We start from the raw sequence: 17958 nt of genomic DNA, 5'->3' as shown, positions 1-17958 counted from the left end.
TACTGCGTATTGGCGGGTGCGAGAAATACCAGCCGCTGACGGCGGCACCCGGCCACATCGCCATCGACTCGGTGAGTTCGATGCCGGTCCGCTCCCGCACGTCCATCAGCTTCCAGAGGGTCACCTTCTCGGTGTGCTCCGGGCAGGCCGGGTAGCCGGGCGCGGGCCGGATGCCGACGTACTTCTCACCGATGAGCGCCTCGTTGTCCAGATGCTCCTCGGGCTGGTAGCCCCAGAATTCCTTGCGGACCCGTTCGTGCATCCGTTCGGCGAACGCCTCAGCCAGCCGGTCGGCCACCGACTCCAGCAGGATCGCGCTGTAGTCGTCGAGGGCCGCCTTGAACTCCGCGATCTTCTCCTGACTGCCCAGGCCCGCCGTGACGGCGAAGGCGCCGACATAGTCCCGGTGCCCCGTTTCCCGGGGGGCGACGAAGTCGCCCAGCGACCGATTCGGGATGCCGTCGCGGTGCTCCCCCTGCTGACGCAGGTTGTGCAACGTCGTCAACACGTCAGTGCGGGTCTCGTCGGTGTACACCTCGATGTCGTCACCGACCGCGTTCGCGGGGAAGAAGCCGATCACCCCGTTGGCGGTCAGCCACTTCTCCTTGATCAGCGTGTCGAGCATCTCCTGGGCGTCGTCGTAGAGCTTGCGCGCCGCCTCACCGGAGGCCGGGTTGTTGAGGATGTCGGGGAAACGGCCCTTCATCTCCCAGGCGTTGAAGAACGGCTGCCAGTCGATGTACTCGCGCAACTCGGCCAGGTCGTACTCGTGAAACTCCCGCACACCGAGACCCTGGGCGGGCACCGGTGGGGTGTAGTCGTCCCACTCGATCGGGGTCCGGTTCGCACGGGCCTTCTCCAGCGTCAGCATCGGCCGCTCGTTCTTTTGGGCATGCCGTTCGCGCAACGAGGCGTAGTCCTTCTCGGTCGCCTCCAACAACGCGGGCCGCTGCTTGTCGTCGAGCAGCGCGGCAGCCACCGGCACCGAACGCGAAGCGTCCTTGACCCACACCACCGGACCGGACCGGCGCGGCGAAATCTTCACCGCCGTGTGCGCGCGTGACGTGGTCGCGCCACCGATCAGCAGCGGGATCTCCAGCCCCTCGCGTTCCATCTCGACCGCGAAGTTGGCCATCTCGTCCAGGGACGGGGTGATCAGACCGGACAGTCCGATGATGTCGGCGTCGTGCTCCTTGGCCGCGTCCAGGATCTTGTTGGCGGGCACCATCACGCCCAGGTCGATCACTTCGAAGTTGTTGCACTGCAGCACTACGCCAACGATGTTCTTGCCGATGTCGTGGACGTCGCCCTTCACGGTCGCCATCACGATCGTCCCGTTGGTGTCCTTCGACGAGCTCGCGCCGTTCTGCTCCTTCTCGGCCTCGATGAACGGCAACAGGTAGGCGACAGCCTTCTTCATCACCCGGGCCGACTTCACGACTTGGGGCAGGAACATCTTGCCCGCGCCGAAGAGGTCACCGACGACGTTCATGCCGTCCATCAGCGGGCCCTCGATCACCTCGATCGGACGACCGCCCGCGGCGGCGATCTCGGCCCGCAGTTCTTCGGTGTCGGCATCGACGTGGGCATCGATGCCCTTGACCAGCGCATGCGTGATCCGCTCGCGGACCGGCAGACTGCGCCACTCGGCTGCCGCCGGGTCTGCTGAGGACTGGTCCTTGCTGTTGAACCGTTCCGCGATCTCCAGCAGTCGCTCGGCGGCATCCGCGCGACGGTTCAGGACGACGTCCTCGATCCGGTCGCGCAACTCGGGGTCGATCGAGTCATAGGGCACCAGCGCGCCGGCGTTGACGATGCCCATGTCCAGGCCGGCCTTGATCGCGTGGAACAGGAACACCGAGTGGATCGCCTCGCGGACGGGATTGTTGCCGCGGAACGAGAACGACACGTTCGAGATACCGCCGGAGATGTGCACCCCGGGGAGATTCTCCTTGATCCACGCACAGGCCTCGATGAAGTCGATCCCGTAGGTCGCGTGCTCCTCGATACCGGTCGCCAGCGCGAAGCAGTTCGGGTCGAAGATGATGTCCTCGGGCGGGAAGCCGACCTCTTCGGTCAGGATCCGGTAAGCGCGCCCGCAGATTTCCTTGCGGCGCTCCAGGTTGTCGGCTTGCCCCTGTTCGTCGAAGGCCATCACGACGACGGCGGCCCCGTACTTGCGGCACAGCCGCGCCTCGCGGATGAACTTCTCCTCGCCCTCTTTCATCGAGATCGAGTTGACGATCGGTTTGCCCTGCACGTTCTTCAGGCCGGCCTCGATGACCTCCCACTTGGACGAGTCGATCATCACCGGAACCCGGCTGATGTCCGGCTCGGCGGCAATCAGCTTGGTGAACCGGTCCATCGCGGCGACGCCGTCGATCATGCCCTCGTCCATATTGATGTCGATGACCTGCGCACCCACCTCGACCTGCTGCAGCGCCACCGACAGCGCGGTGTCGTAGTCCTCGGCCTTGATCAGGTTGCGGAACCGGGCGGAGCCGGTGATGTTGGTGCGCTCACCGATGTTCACGAACAGGGAGTCGTCGGTGATGTTGAGCGGCTCCAGACCCGACAACCGGGTAGCCACCGGGATCTCCGGCACCTTGCGCGGCGCCTTGCCGTCGACGACCTTCGCGATCTCGGCGATGTGCGGCGGCGCTGTTCCGCAGCAGCCGCCGACCAGGTTGACCAGGCCGGCGTCGGCGAAGTCGGCGATGTAGCCGGCCTGGCGCTCCGGTGTTTCGTCGTACTCGCCGAAGGCGTTGGGCAGGCCGGCGTTCGGGTAGCACGAGACGAAGGTGTCCGCGATCCGCGCCATCTCGGCGATGTAGGGCCGCATTTCGGGCGCGCCCAAGGCGCAGTTGAGGCCGACCGCGATCGGCCTGGCGTGCCTGATCGAGTTCCAGAACGCCTCGGTGACCTGACCGGACAACGTCCGGCCGGACGCATCGGTGATGGTGCCGGAGATGATGATCGGCCAGCGGCGCCCACGGTCCTCGAACAGCGTCTCGACGGCGAACACCGCCGCCTTGGCGTTCAGCGAATCGAAGATCGTCTCGATGATGAGCAGGTCGGCACCGCCGTCGACCAGGCCGTTGGCGGCTTCGAGGTAGGCCGCGACCAGTTGGTCGTAGGAGACGTTGCGGGCTCCGGGATCATTGACGTCCGGTGAAATCGACGCGGTGCGCGTCGTCGGGCCGATGGCGCCGGCGACGTAGCGGGGCTTGTCCGGGGTGCTGAACTCATCGGCGGCCTTGCGGGCGAGGGCGGCGCCGGCGTAGTTGAGCTCGTAGGCCAGGTCCGCCATGTCGTAATCGGACAGGGAGATCGCGTTCGCGTTGAACGTGTTGGTCTCCAGGATGTCGGCGCCGGCCTCGAGGTACTCCCGGTGGATCCCCTCAATGATGTGGGGCTGCGTCAGGGTGAGGAGGTCGTTGTTGCCCTGCAGCGCGGTCGGCCACTCGGTGAATCGGTCGCCGCGGTAACCGGCCTCGTCCGGGCGGTCTCGCTGGATCGCCGTGCCCATCGCGCCGTCGATCACCACGATCCGCTCGCGCAGGGCTGCGGTCAGTTCGTCGGTGCAGTCGGGGCGGATGTTCGGCGCGAAGTCGGAAGACTCAGAGGCGTTCACGTACGTTCCTTCCATAGCGGAAGGCGTCCTTGACTCTGCCGAGCGTGGCGGCTACCGGCCTGGGCCGGATAACCGTTGCAACGCCTCTCGACCAGAAAAGTCTACGTCGTCATCCGACGTGTGGACGCCCAGCTCGACCCGACCCGCTCGCGGATCTCGTCGGCCATGTCGCAGTTAAGTCGTAGTTAACAAGGGTAACCAATTTGCGGCCGAGCGTATTTCGCCTGGCCTGCGGTGGGACCGAGGCCGCGGCTGGCAGCTGGATCCCCCTGTCGGCCACCCAATAAGGATAGTCGACCTATGCATATGCATCAGGCGTTATCGGATTCCGGTCGGGTGACCCCAGCTGCGCATCGGACCGGGCCGGCACGCCGTAGGCTGGCTGGGTGACTTTGCCGGACGGCGGGCCAGGCAACGACGACACGTGGCCCCAGCTGCAGAACACGGTGGTGGTGGCTGCGTTTGAAGGCTGGAACGACGCCGGTGACGCGGCCAGCGACGCGGTGACCCACCTGGCCGCCATCTGGGACGCCCTGCCGATCGTGGAGATCGACGACGAGGCGTACTACGACTACCAGGTCAACCGCCCGGTCATCCGTCAAGTGGACGGCGTCACCCGCGAGCTGGAATGGCCGGCCATGCGGATCTCGCACTGCCGGCCGCCGGACAGCGACCGCGACGTGGTGTTGATGCACGGCGTCGAGCCGAACATGCGCTGGCGCACGTTCTGCGACGAACTGCTGGCCGTCATCGACAAGCTCAATGTGGACACCGTGGTGATCCTGGGCGCGTTGCTGGCCGATACCCCCCATACCCGACCGGTGCCCGTGTCGGGCGCGGCCTACTCGTCGGAGTCGGCGCGGTTGTTCGGCCTCGAGGAAACCCGCTACGAGGGCCCGACCGGCATCGCGGGCGTCTTCCAATACGCGTGCGTGGCGGCCGGGATCCCTGCGGTGACCTTCTGGGCTGCGGTGCCGCACTATGTGTCGCACCCGCCCAACCCGAAGGCGACCGTGGCGTTGCTGCGCCGTGTCGAAGAGGTGCTCGATGTCGAGGTGCCGCTGGGCGAGCTGCCCACTCAGGCCGAGGCGTGGGAGCGGGAGATCTCCGAGATGGCCGCCGACGACGAGGAGCTGGCCGAGTACGTGCAGTCACTCGAGCAGCACGGTGACGCGGCGATCGACGTCAGCGAGGCGATGGGCAACATCGACGGCGATGCGCTGGCCGCGGAGTTCGAGCGCTACCTCAAACGCCGCCGCCCGGGCTTCGGGATCTAGTCACTGGTTTCCGGGGTGCCTCGGCGCAGCATCGCGACCACCGTGTTCGGCTCACCGCCCAGGGTTGTCGTGACGAACCGCTTGACCAGAGGGCGCCAGGTAAATCGCAACGAGACGGGACGCGACCGCCCAGGCAGCGTCCAGCACCCGATGTCGCGACTAATTTGCTGTTTCTCCTCGACCACCCACCGCCACAGCTTCTCGTAGAAGTCCAGCGCCCGCTCGACCGACGAAGTGGTGCGGAACTGTTCGGCCAGGACGTAAGCGCCTGCCACCGCGAGCGAAGCCGAGTGAGCGGCAAAGGGCGAAACCGCGGCGCCGGCGTCTCCGACCAGCACCACCCGGTCGCTGCTCCAGCGAGGCATGACGACCTGCGCGACCGCCTCGTAGTAGATGTCCTCGGACGGTGGGCATCGGTGCAGTATTTCGGGCACCAGCCAGCCCATGTCGGCGAACCGATCGCGGATTTCGGCACGAGGGTCCGCGGGGAGCTCGGCGTCGGGTACGCCGAACATTGCGAATACCGCGGCCCGACCATCCGGCAGAAAGAACACGTCGAGGTGTCGATCGATGGTGTCGGTCACGGCGAACTGCTCGATTTCGGATTCGCGAGCAATGTCGGAAGCGTCGACCACAAATGCGGCGCAGTGGAATCCGAGGTAGCGAAGATCCGCCGTCTCGGTTCCGAACACGAGTTTCCGGACGACCGACCGGATGCCGTCGGCCCCTACCAGCAGGTCAGCTTCGACGGTCTCGCCGCCGTCCAGGGTCACCGTCACCCCGTCCGCACGGCTGTCGACGCCGGTCACAGTGGCGCTGAACCGCAGCTCGACCTCCTCGGGCAGGTTGGCCCGCAAGGTCTTTTCCAGGTCGGGGCGCATGAGACTGCACATCCGGCCGTCGAGGGCCTTGGCGATCTGGTCGTACGGTAGGTCGCCGCGTCGGCGACCCTGTTCGTCCACCAGAGTCGCCTCGTCGATCCGATAGGACGCGTCTTTGAGGGCCGGCAAGGCGCCAATCGCTTCGGCGGCTTCGTAACCGGCGCCGTAGAAGTCGATCAGGTGGCCGCGCGGGTCGGGTGCCGGTGCGCGTTCGAGCACCACCACCTGGGCCCCGAGGGCCGCCATGCGTTCGGCCACGGCTAGCCCGGCGATCCCGGCGCCGCACACGGCGACCTTCAGCGTCACGAAGGCGGCGGCTTCTCGAGGCCGTGTGAGTAGGCGCTCATGTACCGCCCGAGCTCGGCGACCTGGGCGTCCATCTTCGGCACCGCTTCGGCTGCGGCCTTGGCGACCACTCGCTCGGCGATCCGGCTGGCCAGCACCGGCTTGAGCCAGCGGAACAGCACCACCCAGTCCGGGCAGTACACCTGCGACTTGCGGCCCTCGATGCCCTTGACCAGCGCGGTCGCACACTTGGTTACCGAGGTGGTCTTGCTCAACGGCCAGGGCAGCTTGGCAAGCAGTTCGCCGAAGGCGGGCAGGTCGCCCTTGGTGTCGCGGACCAGTGCCGTGTCGATCCAGGACATGTGCGCCGAGCCGACGCTGACGCCCAGATGAGCAACCTCCAGCCGCAGTGCGTTGGCCAGATGTTCGTTGCCCGCCTTGGTCATGTCGTAGGCGGCCATGCCCGGAGCCGCGGCGAAGGCCGCCAGCGAGGAGACGACGAGCACGTAGCCGCGGCGCTCGATGATCGAGGGCAAGGCGGCCCGCACGGTGTGGAAGACGCCGAGCAGATTCACTTCGAGGACACGCTTGAAGGCCTTGGGGTCGACGTTGAGCACCGACCCGTAGCTGGCGATCCCGGCGTTGGCCACCACGACGTCGATGCCGCCGAACTTCTCGATGGCGAGGTCGGCGGCGGCCTGCATGGCGGCCAGATCGCAGACGTCGGCCACAGCGGTCAGCACCCGGTGGTCGCCGCCGAGTTCGGCGGCGATCGTCTTCAGCTCGCCGTCACCCACATCGGTGAGCACCAGCTTGGCGCCGCGGTTGTGCAGCCGGCGCGCGACCTCCGCACCGATTCCTCGCCCTGCACCCGTGATCAGAACGACTTTGCCTTGCACCGACGTCATGGCCGAAACGTACCATCGCGCGCTAAAGCGCGATGCCCAGCAGCGCATCGACAGCGGTGGCGACCAGCCGGGGCGCTGCATCGTCGTGGCCGCCGTACTCGATCGCGTCGGTGGTCCAACCGTCAAGGGCGGCAATCGCTTTGGGTGTGTCAAGATCGTCGGCCAGGTAGCGGCGAACCCGGCCGATGACATCGGCCGCGTCCGGCCCGGCGGGCAGGGTGGTCGCGGTGCGCCAACGCTGCAGGCGCCGCTGGGCTTCGTCGAGCACCTGTTGGCTCCAGAACCGGTCGGCACGGTAATGCCCGGCGAGCAGGCCCAGCCGCACCGCCGCCGGATCGATGCCCTCGCCACGCAGTTTCGACACCAGCACCAGGTTGCCGCGGCTCTTGGACATCTTGTGCCCGTCCCAGCCGATCATGCCGGCGTGCACGTAGTGGCGGGCGAATCTGCGTTCGCCACTGACACACTCAGCATGCGCCGCGGTGAACTCGTGGTGCGGGAAGATCAGGTCGCTGCCCCCGCCCTGGATGTCGAGGTTAGTGCCGATGCGGCTGAGCGCGATCGCCGCACACTCGACATGCCAGCCGGGCCGGCCGGGCCCGAACGGGGACGGCCAACTCGGCTCGCCAGGCCTGTTGACCCGCCACAGCAGCGCGTCGAGTTCATCGGTTTTGCCGGGCCGGCGTGGGTCCCCGCCGCGCTCTTCGAACAACTGCAGCATGGTGTCGCGGTCGTAGCCGGACTCGTAGCCGAACTGCAGGGTGGCGTCGGCGCGGTAGTACACGTCGGGATATTCACCGACCTCCGGGTCGACCACATAAGCGGCGCCGGAGGCGACCATCTTCTCGACCAGCTCGATCATTTCGGCGACGGCCTCGGTGGCCCCGACGTATTCCTGCGGCGGCAGCACCCGCAGCGCGGTCATGTCCTGACGGAACAGCTCGGTCTGATCGTCGGCGAGATCGCGCCAGTCAACGCCGTCGCGGTCCGCGCGCTCGAACAGCGGATCGTCGACGTCGGTGACGTTCTGTACGTAGTGCACCTCATGGCCGAGGTCCAGCCACAGCCGGTGAATCAGGTCAAACGTGAGGTAGGTGGCGGCGTGACCGAGATGCGTTGCGTCATAGGGTGTGATGCCGCAGACGTACATAGTGGCCTTGCTGCCGGGTGCGGTGGCGGCGGCGACCGGGCGCACCTGCCGGTCGGCGGTGTCGTAGAGCCGCAATTGCGGGCCGCGTCCGGGTAACGCCGGGACCGGCGGAGAAGACCACGACCGCATGCGTCGACTTTAGGCGATCAGCTTTTGCCGCTGTCAGTACCAGGACCGCCGGATGGCGTCCAACAGGATCGGCGCGACGTCGGTCCGGCACATCACGAAGTCGGGCAGGTAGGGGTCCAGCTGGTTGTAGAGCAGCGGCGAGCCGTCCAGCCGCGAGGCGTGCATGCCGGCGGCCAGCACCACTCCGGCCGGCGCGGCCGAGTCCCACTCCCACTGTCCGCCGGCGTGCAGGTACGCGTCGGCGACGCCGTCGATCACCGCCATGGCTTTGGCCCCGGCGGACCCGATCCGCACCAGTTCCATATCCACGAATTGCCGCATCCGGTACAGGATCGCCGGCGGCCGGGTGGCGCTGACGGCGATCCGGATGACTTCGGGGACGCCGACGCGCGCGTTGTCGGCGGTGACGGTGTCGCTGCGGTAGACGATGTTGCCGCGGGCCGGCAGGGACACCGCGGCGTCGGTGATCTGCGGTCTGCCGTTGGCCGACCGCTGCCACAGCGCGATGTGCACCGCCCAGTCGTCGCGGCCGGCTATGGAGAACTCCCGGGTTCCGTCCAGGGGGTCGACGATCCAGACCCGGTCGGAGCGCAGCCGGACCAGGTCGTCGTGGGCTTCCTCGCTGAGCACCGCGTCGCCCGGCCGTTCGGCCCGCAAGCGGCGCAGGATCAGCGAGTTCGCCCGCCGGTCACCGGCATCGCCGAGCTCCCACGGATAGTCAAAACCGATCTCCTCGCGCACCGCGAGCAACAACTCTCCCGCGTCGGCTGCGAGCTCGGCGGCCAGCGCGGCGTCCGTCAGGTCACGCACCGCCGGATTCACCGACCCAGTATCGCCGACGAGCTGGGGTCACTTAGAACGCCGGCCACGGGATGGGACGGTGCCGATTCGGGCTGGGCATCACCGGATCGTCCAGCAACGCGTGCGCGCGCCGGCTCAGCGCCGCGATTTCGGCGCTGGTGATGCAGCCCTTGAGGTCCTCGGCCAGTGGACCTCGCAACGCGTCGATCAACCTCTCCACTGCCTGCAAAGTCTTGCGGTCGATCGGATCACCGGCCCAGCCCCACAGCACGGTGCGCAGCTTGTCCTGCACGTGCAGGCTCACCCCGTGATCGACGCCGTAGACGTTGCCGTCGAGGTCCACCAGAATGTGGCCGCCCTTGCGGTCGGCGTTGTTGACCAGCACGTCGAACACCGCCATCCGCCACAACCGGATGTCGTCGGCATGCATCAGCAAAACCTCGTCACCGGCGTAGTCATAGGCGTGCAGCACCGGCAGGTAGCCGGGCTGCGGCTTGCGGGCGGGAAACAGGTCGACCAGGTCCGGACCTTCGCGCGGATCGGAGTCGACCGCGTCGCCGGGCTGCTGCACCCATAGCTGCAGCATTCCGGGTCCGGCTGGACCGTTGCGAATGATGGTGTACGGCACGATGTTCCAGCCCAGATACGTCGACACCAGGTAGGCGCCCAGCTCCCGACCGGCCAGCGTCCCGTCGGGGAAATCCCACAACGGCTGCTCCCCGGAGACCGGCTTGTAGACGCAGTGCACACTCGTCGAGCCCAGCGATGCCTCGCATAGGAAGGTGGCGTTGCTCGCCGAGCGGATCCGTCCCAGGACCGTCAGCTCGCCGTCGCGCAACACCTCACGTTCGTCATTCCTCGGCGTCATCGCTAGACCCGAAGAGCGCGTCACGCCGGTAGCCGTTAGTGCGTGCGCAAATGTGGCCTTCCGGGTCCAGCGGCTCGTCGCACAACGGGCACGGCGGCCGGCCGGCCGAGATGACCCGGTTGGACCGGGTGGCGAATTGGCGCGCCGATTCCGGGGTCAGAAACACCCGTACTGCGTCGGGCCCTTCGTCGGTGTCGTCGAGCACGACGGAGGCATCGAACTCCGCGTCGGTGACGGCAAGCAGCTCCACGACGACGGTCTGCGCCTCGGAATCCCAGCCCAAACCCATCGTGCCGACGCGGAATTCGGCGTCCACCGGCATGATCAGCGGATTGAGGTCGTCGACCTCCGTGGGCTCGGGCGGTACCGGGGTCCCGAACCGGCGGTTGACCTCGAGCAGCAACGCGCCGATCCGCTCGGCCAGCACGGCTACCTGCTGCTTTTCCAGAACGACTGAGACCACCCGGGAGTCGTGCACCGCCTGGATGTAGAACGTCCGATTTCCAGGCTGACCGACGGTCCCGGCCACGAAGCGGTCGGGTGTGCGGAATACGTGGATAGCGCGGGCCATGGCAATTCCAAAATACCGTGCAGACGCCGGCGCTGTGCGACTCGCACTCCCCCGAATGCCGCCCGAGGGTGCGCAGTTGCGCGCCAACTCCGGCGTGTCGCCGTACCGGAGTGCACATTCGCGGGCAGCGGTCAGTCGGTCGAACCGCCGACCACCGCGTCGCCGGCGGGCACCTCTCCGTCCGGCGAATCCGCCTGCTTGGACTCAGGCTTGGGCTCTTGCTTGGGATCGGCAGGCGGCGGCGCGGCCCGCAGCCCCGCGGACAACCGCGCCCCGGTGTGGTTGACGTGCAACACGAATGGCCGCAGCGGGGTGTAACGAATCACACTCACCGACGCCGGGTCGGCGTTGACGCGCTGGAAGCTGTCCAGGTGCATGCCGTACGCGTCGGCGATCAGCGCCTTGATCACGTCGCCGTGCGTGCAGGCCACCCACAGCACGTCCGCGCCGTGCTCGTCGGACAGGCGCCGGTCGTGCTCGCGCACCGCGGCGACGGCGCGCGCCTGCACCTGCGCTAGCCCCTCGCCGCCGGGAAACACCGCCGCGCTCGGGTGCGCCTGCACCACCCGCCACAGCGGTTCGTTGGCCAGTTCGCTGAGCTTGCGACCGGTCCATTCGCCGTAGTCGACCTCGGCGAGGCGATCCTCGATCTGCGGCGTCAAGCACAGCGCCTCGGCCAGCGGTTCGACGGTACGGCGGCAGCGCAAAAGCGGCGAGGACACCACCGCCCGGATCGACAGGTCACCAATGCGGTCGATCAGCCCCGCGGCCTGCTCCCGGCCCTTGTCGTCGAGATCGACGCCCTCGGAGCGGCCGGCCAGCACCCCAGCCGTGTTCGACGTGGAGCGGCCGTGGCGCAGCAGCAGGACCGTCATGTCGCGGCCACCGTCCCGGTCGCCAGCAGGACCAGGACCGCGCAACCGACGGCCACCCGGTAACCCACGAACCAATACATGTTGTGGCGCACCAGGAAACGCAGGAACCAGGCCACCGCGGCCAGGCCGATGACGAAGGCGATCACGGTCGATGCCAGGAGCTGCGGGCCGGTGGCGCTCATGCCCTCGGTGACCGGGTGGAAGGCGTCGGGCAGCGAGAACAGACCAGAAGCGAACACCGCCGGTATCGCCAGCAGGAAACCGAAGCGGGCGGCCAGTTCGCGTTCCAGCCCGAGGAACAGCCCCGCGCTGATGGTTGAACCCGAGCGCGACACACCCGGCACCAGCGCCAGGCACTGCGCCGCACCCACGGCGACCGCGTCGCGCCAGTTCAACTGCTCGACGTCCCGGCTCTGCCGGCCCAAGTACTCGGCCAATGCGATCACCGCCGAGAACACCACCAGTGCCGTCGCCACCACCCACAGGTTGCGGACACCAGAGCGGATCGCGTCCTTGAACAGCAGCCCCAGCACACAGATCGGGATGGTCCCGATGATGACGAACCAGCCCAGCCGGTAGTCGGCGTCGCGCTGCGACTTCACCACCAGGCCGCTGAACCAGGACCGCAGGATGCGCACGATGTCGCGGGCGAAGTAGACCAGCACCGCCGCTTCGGTGCCTAGCTGGCTGACCGCCGTGAAGGACGCGCCGGCGTCACCGCTGAAGAAGACCCGCGACACGATGGCCAGGTGGCCCGACGACGAGACCGGCAGGAACTCGGTCAGGCCCTGGACCACGGACAGAACGACGACCTGGCCCCAGGACATCGGCACAACCGCAGACACGACGACGACCGTACCTGGTGCGGGTGGCCGCTCGGCGGATTCGACAGGTCAGCGGGCAACGGGTACCGCGTGGGCGACGGAGTCGCGCACGGCAGCGGCTACGCTGCGCTCATCGGTGAGGTCGATGTCGCGGATGCCGCGGACGGCACGGGCGACGACGTCTTCGGCCTGGGGAACCGGGCCCGCCAAGCGCGGCCGGTAAATTTCGACGACGAGCGAGCGGTGCTCTACGTGAAAGGAAAAACTCCGCCCATCTCCGACTTGGCCGTATCCACTGGCATAGATCCCCGCAGTCATGTCTTCCACAGCAAACTCGTGGTCTGCGGTATGCCGGTCAGCGGTGACGGTCATGTCGTGAGAATACCTCCGCCGCACGGGTTTACACGTCCAAGACGGGAGAATTGGGCGCGTTAACGTTCCTTAGAATTTGCTATGCGTCGTTTGCAGTCGGGAGATGACGGTTGCTGTTTGCGGTTAGAAAGGCAGTCCATCAGGGGATTGTCGTTTCAGTGGTTTTGCTGACCGCGGTCACGGGCTGTTCGTCGAATCCGCTCGATTCCAGCCCCCGCACCATCGAACCCGCTCAACCGGCGCTCTCGCCGCCCGCGGCGAATCCCGCCGGCGCGGTACGACCACTCGGTGGGCACCCGCTGGCCGCCCTGTTCGACGGCGGCTCGCACCACCTGGCGGTCCTGTCCCCCGGCGCCGACCCGGCCGGTCCGGCCAGCATCGCCGTGTGGGCGGCCGGCCAGGCAGACCCGACCCGGGTCGTCGACCTACCGGGACCGGCGAACGCCATGGCCGACGACGGGCGCGGCACCGTCTATCTGGCCGGACGCGGGGCCTACCTGACGGTGGACCTGAACACCGGCCGGACCACCACATCGGCCGTTGCCGACGCCCAGGGCGCCGACTTCACCGCGATCGCGTTAGGCGCCGACGGCAAATTGGTGCTGGGCAGCGCCGATGGCGCCGTCTACACGCTGGGCGGCGACGGCTCGGTGACCAACCGCCTCAAGATGTTCGCCCGGGTCGATGCGCTTGCGACGCAGGGAAGCACCACCGTCGTGCTAGACCGGGGCCAGACGTCGGTGACCGCGATCGGCGCCGACGGGCATGCCGCGCAGGCGCTGCGCGCCGGTGAGGGCGCGACCACGCTGGCGGCCGATCCGCAGGGCCGGGTGCTGGTCGCCGACACCCGCGGCGGTCAGCTGCTGGTTTACGGGGTGGACCCGCTGATCCTGCGGCAGGCCTTCCCGGTGCGCCACGCCCCCTATGGCCTGGTGGGGTCGCGCGAGCTGGCCTGGGTGTCCCAGACGGCATCCAACACCGTCATTGGTTACGATCTCAGCACCGGAATACCCGTCGAGAAGGTGCGTTACCCAACCGTGCAGCAACCCAACTCGCTGGCCTATGACGAGTCGGCAGACACCTTGTACGTCGTGTCGGGGTCGGGCGCCGGGGTGCAGATCATCGAGCACGCGGCGGGCAGGCCGTGAGCGCCGCGCCGGCCCCGCGGTGGAGTCGGCTGCCCGCGGGCTGGGAGGCGGACATGTCCGACGAGTACGAGTGGGCGCCGTTGCGGCTCCCACCGGACGTCACCCGGCTCAGCGCGTCCACCCGGTTGTCCATCGAGGCCGAGTATCGCGGCTGGGAGTTGACCCGGGTGCGCCTTTACACCGACGGTAGCAGGCGAGTGTTGTTGCGTCGCAAGAAATCTCGATTCGACAACCGGTTGTCCGACCAGCCGGAACCGTGACGGTGACCGAAGCGGGGCATCGCCTGTACGGGTTGTTGCGGGGCCTGCTGTTCACGGTGCCCGCCGAACGTGTGCACACGCTGGTGTTCGCCACGCTGCGCGGTGCCACCGCCGGTGCGCCGGTGCGCCGGGCGTTGCGCCGCCGGCTGGCGCCGACGGACCCGGTGCTGGCCAGCACCGTGTTCGGGGCGCGCTTCCCCGGGCCGCTTGGCCTGGCGGCCGGGTTCGACAAGGACGGTCTCGGGCTATCCACCTGGGGCGCTTTGGGTTTCGGACACGCCGAGATCGGCACCGTCACCGCGCACGCCCAGCCGGGCAACCCGCAGCCGCGGTTGTTCCGGCTGCCTGACGACCGGGCCCTGCTCAACCGGATGGGGTTCAACAATCACGGCGCCGGTGCGCTCGCGGCGCGGTTGGCGCAGCACATCCCCGACATTCCGCTCGGCATCAACATCGGCAAGACCAAGAAGACTCCCGCCGACGCCGCCGTCGAGGATTACCGGGCCAGTGCCCGGCTGCTGGCGCCCCTGGCTTCCTATCTCGTGGTCAACGTCAGCTCGCCGAACACCCCCGGGCTGCGCGATCTGCAGGCGGTGGAGTCGCTGCGCCCCATCCTGGTGGCGGTATTGGCCGAGGCCGCGACGACCCCGGTGCTGGTGAAGATCGCGCCGGACCTGGCCGACCCCGAGATCGACGACATCGCGGACCTGGCCGTGGAATTGGGGCTGGCCGGCATCGTGGCGACCAACACGACGATTTCGCGGGAAGGGCTGCGCACCCCCGGGGTGGCGGCGCTGGGCGTCGGCGGCATCTCCGGTCCTCCGGTGGCGCGGCGCGCCGTCGAGGTGCTGCGGCGGCTCTACCATCGGGTCGGCGATCGGCTGGTTCTGATCAGCGTGGGCGGAATCGAGACTCCCGATCAGGCATGGGAGCGCATCACCGCGGGCGCCTCGCTGCTGCAGGGCTATACCGGCTTCATCTACGGCGGCGGATTGTGGGCCAAGGAGATTCACGACGGCATCGCGCAGCGGTTGCACGCGGGCGGGTTCACCTCGCTGGCCGAAGCCGTCGGCTCGGCAGCGGCCCGTCCGGAGCGTCCGCCCGGTTAGGTCCTCATCCGGCCCTCATGCGAGGCACGAATCTGGGATGATCACGTTCTCGGGTGGAGCTGGGTAGCTCTTAGGGGAACTGCAGGGGGTTTGCTGCCATGTCGTTTGTGCGTACTGCGCCGGAACTGGTGAGCGGCGCCGCCGGAAACCTGTCCGGCATCGGATCGACACTGACCCAGGCCACCGCGGCCGCGGCGGGACCGACCACCGCTCTGGCTACCGCCGCGGCCGATGAGGTCTCGGTGGCGATCGCGAAGCTGTTCGGGGGGTTCGGTCAGGATTTCCAGGAGGTCAGCACCCGGGCGGCCGCTTTCCACGCCGAATTTCTCCGGCTGATCGACGGCGGCGCCGCCGCCTACGTCGCCGCCGAGGTCGCCAACGCGCAACAGACGGTGACCGGGCTGAGCGCGACCGGCGTCCCCGCACCGGCCGCCCCGCTGGATCCAATCCTGGGCGGCCTGGGCCCGATCATCATCGGCAACAGCGGCAGCGGCGGCGGCTTGTTCGGCTCGCTGCAGAGCGGGCTGACGTCGGTCATCAGCGGTAGCCCGCTGGGGCCGATCTTCGCCGGCGCCGGCCAGCAACTCGGCAACGTGTTGTCCGGGTTCGCCGCCGGCGATCCGCTGGGTGCCCTGCAACGCCTGCTGCTTCCCGCCGGCCAGTCGGCTCCCCCGGCCGGTAATGCCTACCAACAGCTGTTCGCACACACCAACGCGAACCTGGCGACGATTGTCGGCGATATGGCCGAGCGGCCGTTTCCGGCGCTGACGCAATTCATCGCCAACCAGCAGCGGTACGCCAACATCATCGCCACCGATGTCACGCTCGTCCTCCAGGACTTCCCGAACGGGCTCGCCCACCAGGCCTCGCTGGGCTTTCAGACCGTGACCACCGCCGACTACCAGGGCGCCCTGCAAGATTTCTTGGACAAGCAGGCCTACCGCAGCCAGATCACCAACCCAGCGCTGCAGAACTTCGCCACCCACGTTATCGAGCGGCTGCCGGTCTTCGCCAACGACCTCGGCAGCATCGGCCATTCGGTTAGCGTCGGCGACTACCACGGCGCGGTGGACGCCATCCCGCGGTCGGTGGTACGGCTGTTGCTCGACGGGGTCAATATCGACAACCTGTCCACCGTCAACGTCCACGGCCCGGCGGGCGACCTGCTGCCACTGCTATCGGCGCCAGGATCGCTGCAGCAGGACCTGGTGGACCTGTTGCCGCCGGGCACCATTCCACGGGCGATCGGCCAGCACTTCGTCAACGCAACCGGCGTCGCACTGATGCCGGTGGGGTCGGCGCTCATCGGTTGGCCGATCGCGACGCTGGACGGGCTGGCAACCGGCGCGACGGCTTTCGGGTCTGCGCTGCAGGCCGGCAATGCCGTGGGTGCCCTCGGGGCGCTGATCGATATGCCGGCCTACGTTCTGGACGGCTTCCTCAACGGCAACGTGGTCGTGGACATCCCGGTGCCCTTGACGGCGACAGTCACGATCCCGGTGGGGTTACCTGGCCTCCCACCGATCCTGACTCCAATCCCGATCGGCATCGGCGCACCGGTCGTGCTGCACGTGCCGTTCACCGGGATTCTGACGTCCGCCCAACCGATTTCAGCGACGCTCCAAGTGCCCATCCCGGCCACCGGCGCAAACGTGCCGCTGACGATCACCGTCCCGGGCTTGACCCTCGGCGGTGCCGTTCCGGCGCTGCTGGTGGACCTGCCGCGAGCGGTCGCCGGCGCCATCTCATCGGAGTAGATCCACGGTTTCCGCGACGAAATCCGCGGTGCGACGGTGCCATTGGCGCCATTGCCGGACCATGTGGTGGCCGACGCCCTCGATGCCCACCCACTGCGCATCCACCCCGCGCTGGCGGGCCCGCCCGGCTTGGATCCGGGAAACCTCTGGGTCGGTGCGGGTGTCGGCGGTGCCGTGCAGCACCAGCAGGCGCGTACCCACCGGGATGAGGTCGGCCTTGTCGCCGTACCACCACGGTGCCAGCGCTACCACTGCCGCGATGCCGCCCTCGGATGCGAGCTGCGCCGCAACCCGCCCGCCCATCGAATGACCCACCAGGACAACGTCTTTCGGACCGTACCGGGCACGCATTTGTTGCAGTGCGTCGGCGGCGTCCCGGACCGGGTCCTGCCGCGGGCTGTTCCAACCGCGCAACCGGTACTGCACCCGGACCACCTTGACGTCGCGACCCAGCCGGCGTCGTAATGCGCTGGCTAGCAACACCATTCGCAGGTTAGCCGGTTGCCACCAGCGCGACGGCTCGGCGCTGCGCATCTTGCCGCCCGGCAGGACAAGCACACCGGCGCGCAACGCGCGCTTATGTCTGTTCGTAGGTCGCGTGGATGACGGCGCGGGCGATGGCGTGCTGGAACAGGTTGAAGCCCAGGTAGGCCGGGGTGGCGTCCGCCGGCAGGTCCAGCTTGTCGACGTCGACCGCATGCACGGCGACGTAGTAGCGGTGCGGACCGTGGCCGGGCGGCGGCGCGGCACCGATGTAGCGGCGCTGTCCGGCGTCGTTGGCCAGCGTCAGGGCGCCACCAGGTAGGTCGCTGCCATCGCCGGCGCCGGCCGGTAACTCGGTGACATCGGCGGGCAGGTTGGCCACCGCCCAGTGCCAGAACCCGGATGCCGTCGGGGCGTCGGGGTCGTAGACGGTGACCGCGAAGCTGCGGGTCCCCTCCGGGAAGCCCGACCAGCTGAGTTGCGGGCTGACGTCCTCTCCGCCCGCGCCCATGATTCCGCTGACCTGCGCGTTGTCCAGCGGCTGTCCGTCGGTGATCGACTCCGAGGTCAGGGTGAACGACGGCAGATCCGGCAGCGCGTCGTAGGGATTGGGCACGCTCATAGTC

General features: G+C 68.1%; 17 protein-coding genes. 5 read left to right on the top strand and 12 right to left on the bottom strand.

The window, feature by feature from the left end; translation table 11 throughout:
- A partial coding sequence (gene metH, locus BN972_RS15740; protein WP_235192474.1) for a methionine synthase occupies positions 1-3634 on the bottom strand: 3634 nt, incomplete at its 3' end.
- A gap of 392 nt (positions 3635-4026) precedes the next feature.
- Between metH and BN972_RS15735 the strand changes: the two genes are divergently transcribed.
- Positions 4027-4911 carry a PAC2 family protein gene (locus BN972_RS15735; protein ID WP_099051146.1) on the top strand — a complete coding sequence of 295 codons (885 nt, stop codon included), beginning with the start codon at positions 4027-4029 and terminating at the stop codon, positions 4909-4911.
- Here the strand turns inward: BN972_RS15735 and BN972_RS15730 are convergent.
- The 9 genes from BN972_RS15730 to BN972_RS15690 form a co-directional block, all read right to left on the bottom strand.
- Positions 4908-6098, bottom strand: a complete 1191-nt coding sequence (locus BN972_RS15730) for an FAD-dependent monooxygenase (RefSeq protein ID WP_235192473.1) — start codon at positions 6096-6098, stop codon at positions 4908-4910. The two genes, BN972_RS15735 and BN972_RS15730, sit on opposite strands and share 4 nt — an antisense overlap.
- A complete protein-coding gene (locus tag BN972_RS15725) occupies positions 6095-6985 on the bottom strand; it encodes an SDR family oxidoreductase (protein ID WP_036359541.1) in 891 nt (296 codons plus the stop codon). The genes BN972_RS15730 and BN972_RS15725 overlap by 4 nt, the downstream gene beginning before the upstream one ends.
- A gap of 22 nt (positions 6986-7007) precedes the next feature.
- Positions 7008-8264 (bottom strand): cysteine--1-D-myo-inosityl 2-amino-2-deoxy-alpha-D-glucopyranoside ligase, encoded by a 1257-nt coding sequence (gene mshC / locus BN972_RS15720; protein ID WP_036359538.1) that lies wholly within the window; start codon positions 8262-8264, stop codon positions 7008-7010.
- 33 nt (positions 8265-8297) lie between these two features.
- Positions 8298-9086: a 3'(2'),5'-bisphosphate nucleotidase CysQ gene (locus BN972_RS15715; RefSeq protein WP_036359536.1), complete on the bottom strand. Its 789-nt coding sequence runs from the start codon at positions 9084-9086 to the stop codon at positions 8298-8300.
- A 31-nt stretch (positions 9087-9117) separates the two neighbouring features.
- Positions 9118-9933 (bottom strand): SCO1664 family protein, encoded by an 816-nt coding sequence (locus BN972_RS15710; protein WP_080696860.1) that lies wholly within the window; start codon positions 9931-9933, stop codon positions 9118-9120.
- Positions 9917-10504, bottom strand: coding sequence for a DUF3090 domain-containing protein (locus BN972_RS15705; RefSeq protein WP_036359530.1), 588 nt, complete (start codon positions 10502-10504; stop codon positions 9917-9919). Before BN972_RS15705 ends, BN972_RS15710 begins: the two co-directional genes overlap by 17 nt.
- A gap of 131 nt (positions 10505-10635) precedes the next feature.
- On the bottom strand, positions 10636-11379 hold the full coding sequence (locus BN972_RS15700; RefSeq protein ID WP_036359527.1) for a histidine phosphatase family protein: 744 nt from the start codon (positions 11377-11379) through the stop codon (positions 10636-10638).
- The gene (locus BN972_RS15695; protein WP_036359524.1) at positions 11376-12206 is read right to left on the bottom strand and encodes an undecaprenyl-diphosphate phosphatase; all 831 of its coding nucleotides are present in this window, start codon (positions 12204-12206) and stop codon (positions 11376-11378) included. The genes BN972_RS15700 and BN972_RS15695 overlap by 4 nt, the downstream gene beginning before the upstream one ends.
- A gap of 66 nt (positions 12207-12272) precedes the next feature.
- The gene (locus BN972_RS15690) at positions 12273-12575 is read right to left on the bottom strand and encodes a hypothetical protein (protein WP_036359521.1); all 303 of its coding nucleotides are present in this window, start codon (positions 12573-12575) and stop codon (positions 12273-12275) included.
- 110 nt (positions 12576-12685) lie between these two features.
- Between BN972_RS15690 and BN972_RS15685 the strand changes: the two genes are divergently transcribed.
- The 4 genes from BN972_RS15685 to BN972_RS15670 all read left to right on the top strand — a co-directional run bounded on the left by BN972_RS15685 (position 12686) and on the right by BN972_RS15670 (position 16849).
- Entirely contained in the window at positions 12686-13723 is a 1038-nt protein-coding gene (locus BN972_RS15685) for a YncE family protein (protein ID WP_080696858.1), read from the top strand.
- Between the two features lie 53 nt (positions 13724-13776).
- The gene (locus tag BN972_RS15680) at positions 13777-13983 is read left to right on the top strand and encodes a DUF5703 family protein (protein ID WP_051545655.1); all 207 of its coding nucleotides are present in this window, start codon (positions 13777-13779) and stop codon (positions 13981-13983) included.
- 23 nt (positions 13984-14006) lie between these two features.
- Entirely contained in the window at positions 14007-15092 is a 1086-nt protein-coding gene (locus tag BN972_RS15675) for a quinone-dependent dihydroorotate dehydrogenase (RefSeq protein ID WP_167659586.1), read from the top strand.
- 98 nt (positions 15093-15190) lie between these two features.
- The gene (locus BN972_RS15670) at positions 15191-16849 is read left to right on the top strand and encodes a PE family protein (RefSeq protein ID WP_036359515.1); all 1659 of its coding nucleotides are present in this window, start codon (positions 15191-15193) and stop codon (positions 16847-16849) included.
- On the opposite strand, the gene BN972_RS15665 is transcribed toward BN972_RS15670, so the two are convergent.
- Both BN972_RS15665 and BN972_RS15660 read right to left on the bottom strand, forming a co-directional pair.
- Entirely contained in the window at positions 16838-17407 is a 570-nt protein-coding gene (locus BN972_RS15665; protein ID WP_169717427.1) for an alpha/beta hydrolase family protein, read from the bottom strand. The two genes, BN972_RS15670 and BN972_RS15665, sit on opposite strands and share 12 nt — an antisense overlap.
- Before the next feature lie 19 nt (positions 17408-17426).
- Entirely contained in the window at positions 17427-17954 is a 528-nt protein-coding gene (locus tag BN972_RS15660; RefSeq protein WP_036359509.1) for a YbhB/YbcL family Raf kinase inhibitor-like protein, read from the bottom strand.
- Positions 17955-17958: the final 4 nt, after the last annotated feature.

Source organism: Mycobacterium asiaticum DSM 44297, assembly GCF_000613245.1.
GTDB lineage: Bacteria > Actinomycetota > Actinomycetes > Mycobacteriales > Mycobacteriaceae > Mycobacterium > Mycobacterium asiaticum.
The sequence above is the reverse complement of the archived record's forward strand: the minus strand, read 5'-3'. Positions and strand labels throughout refer to the sequence as shown.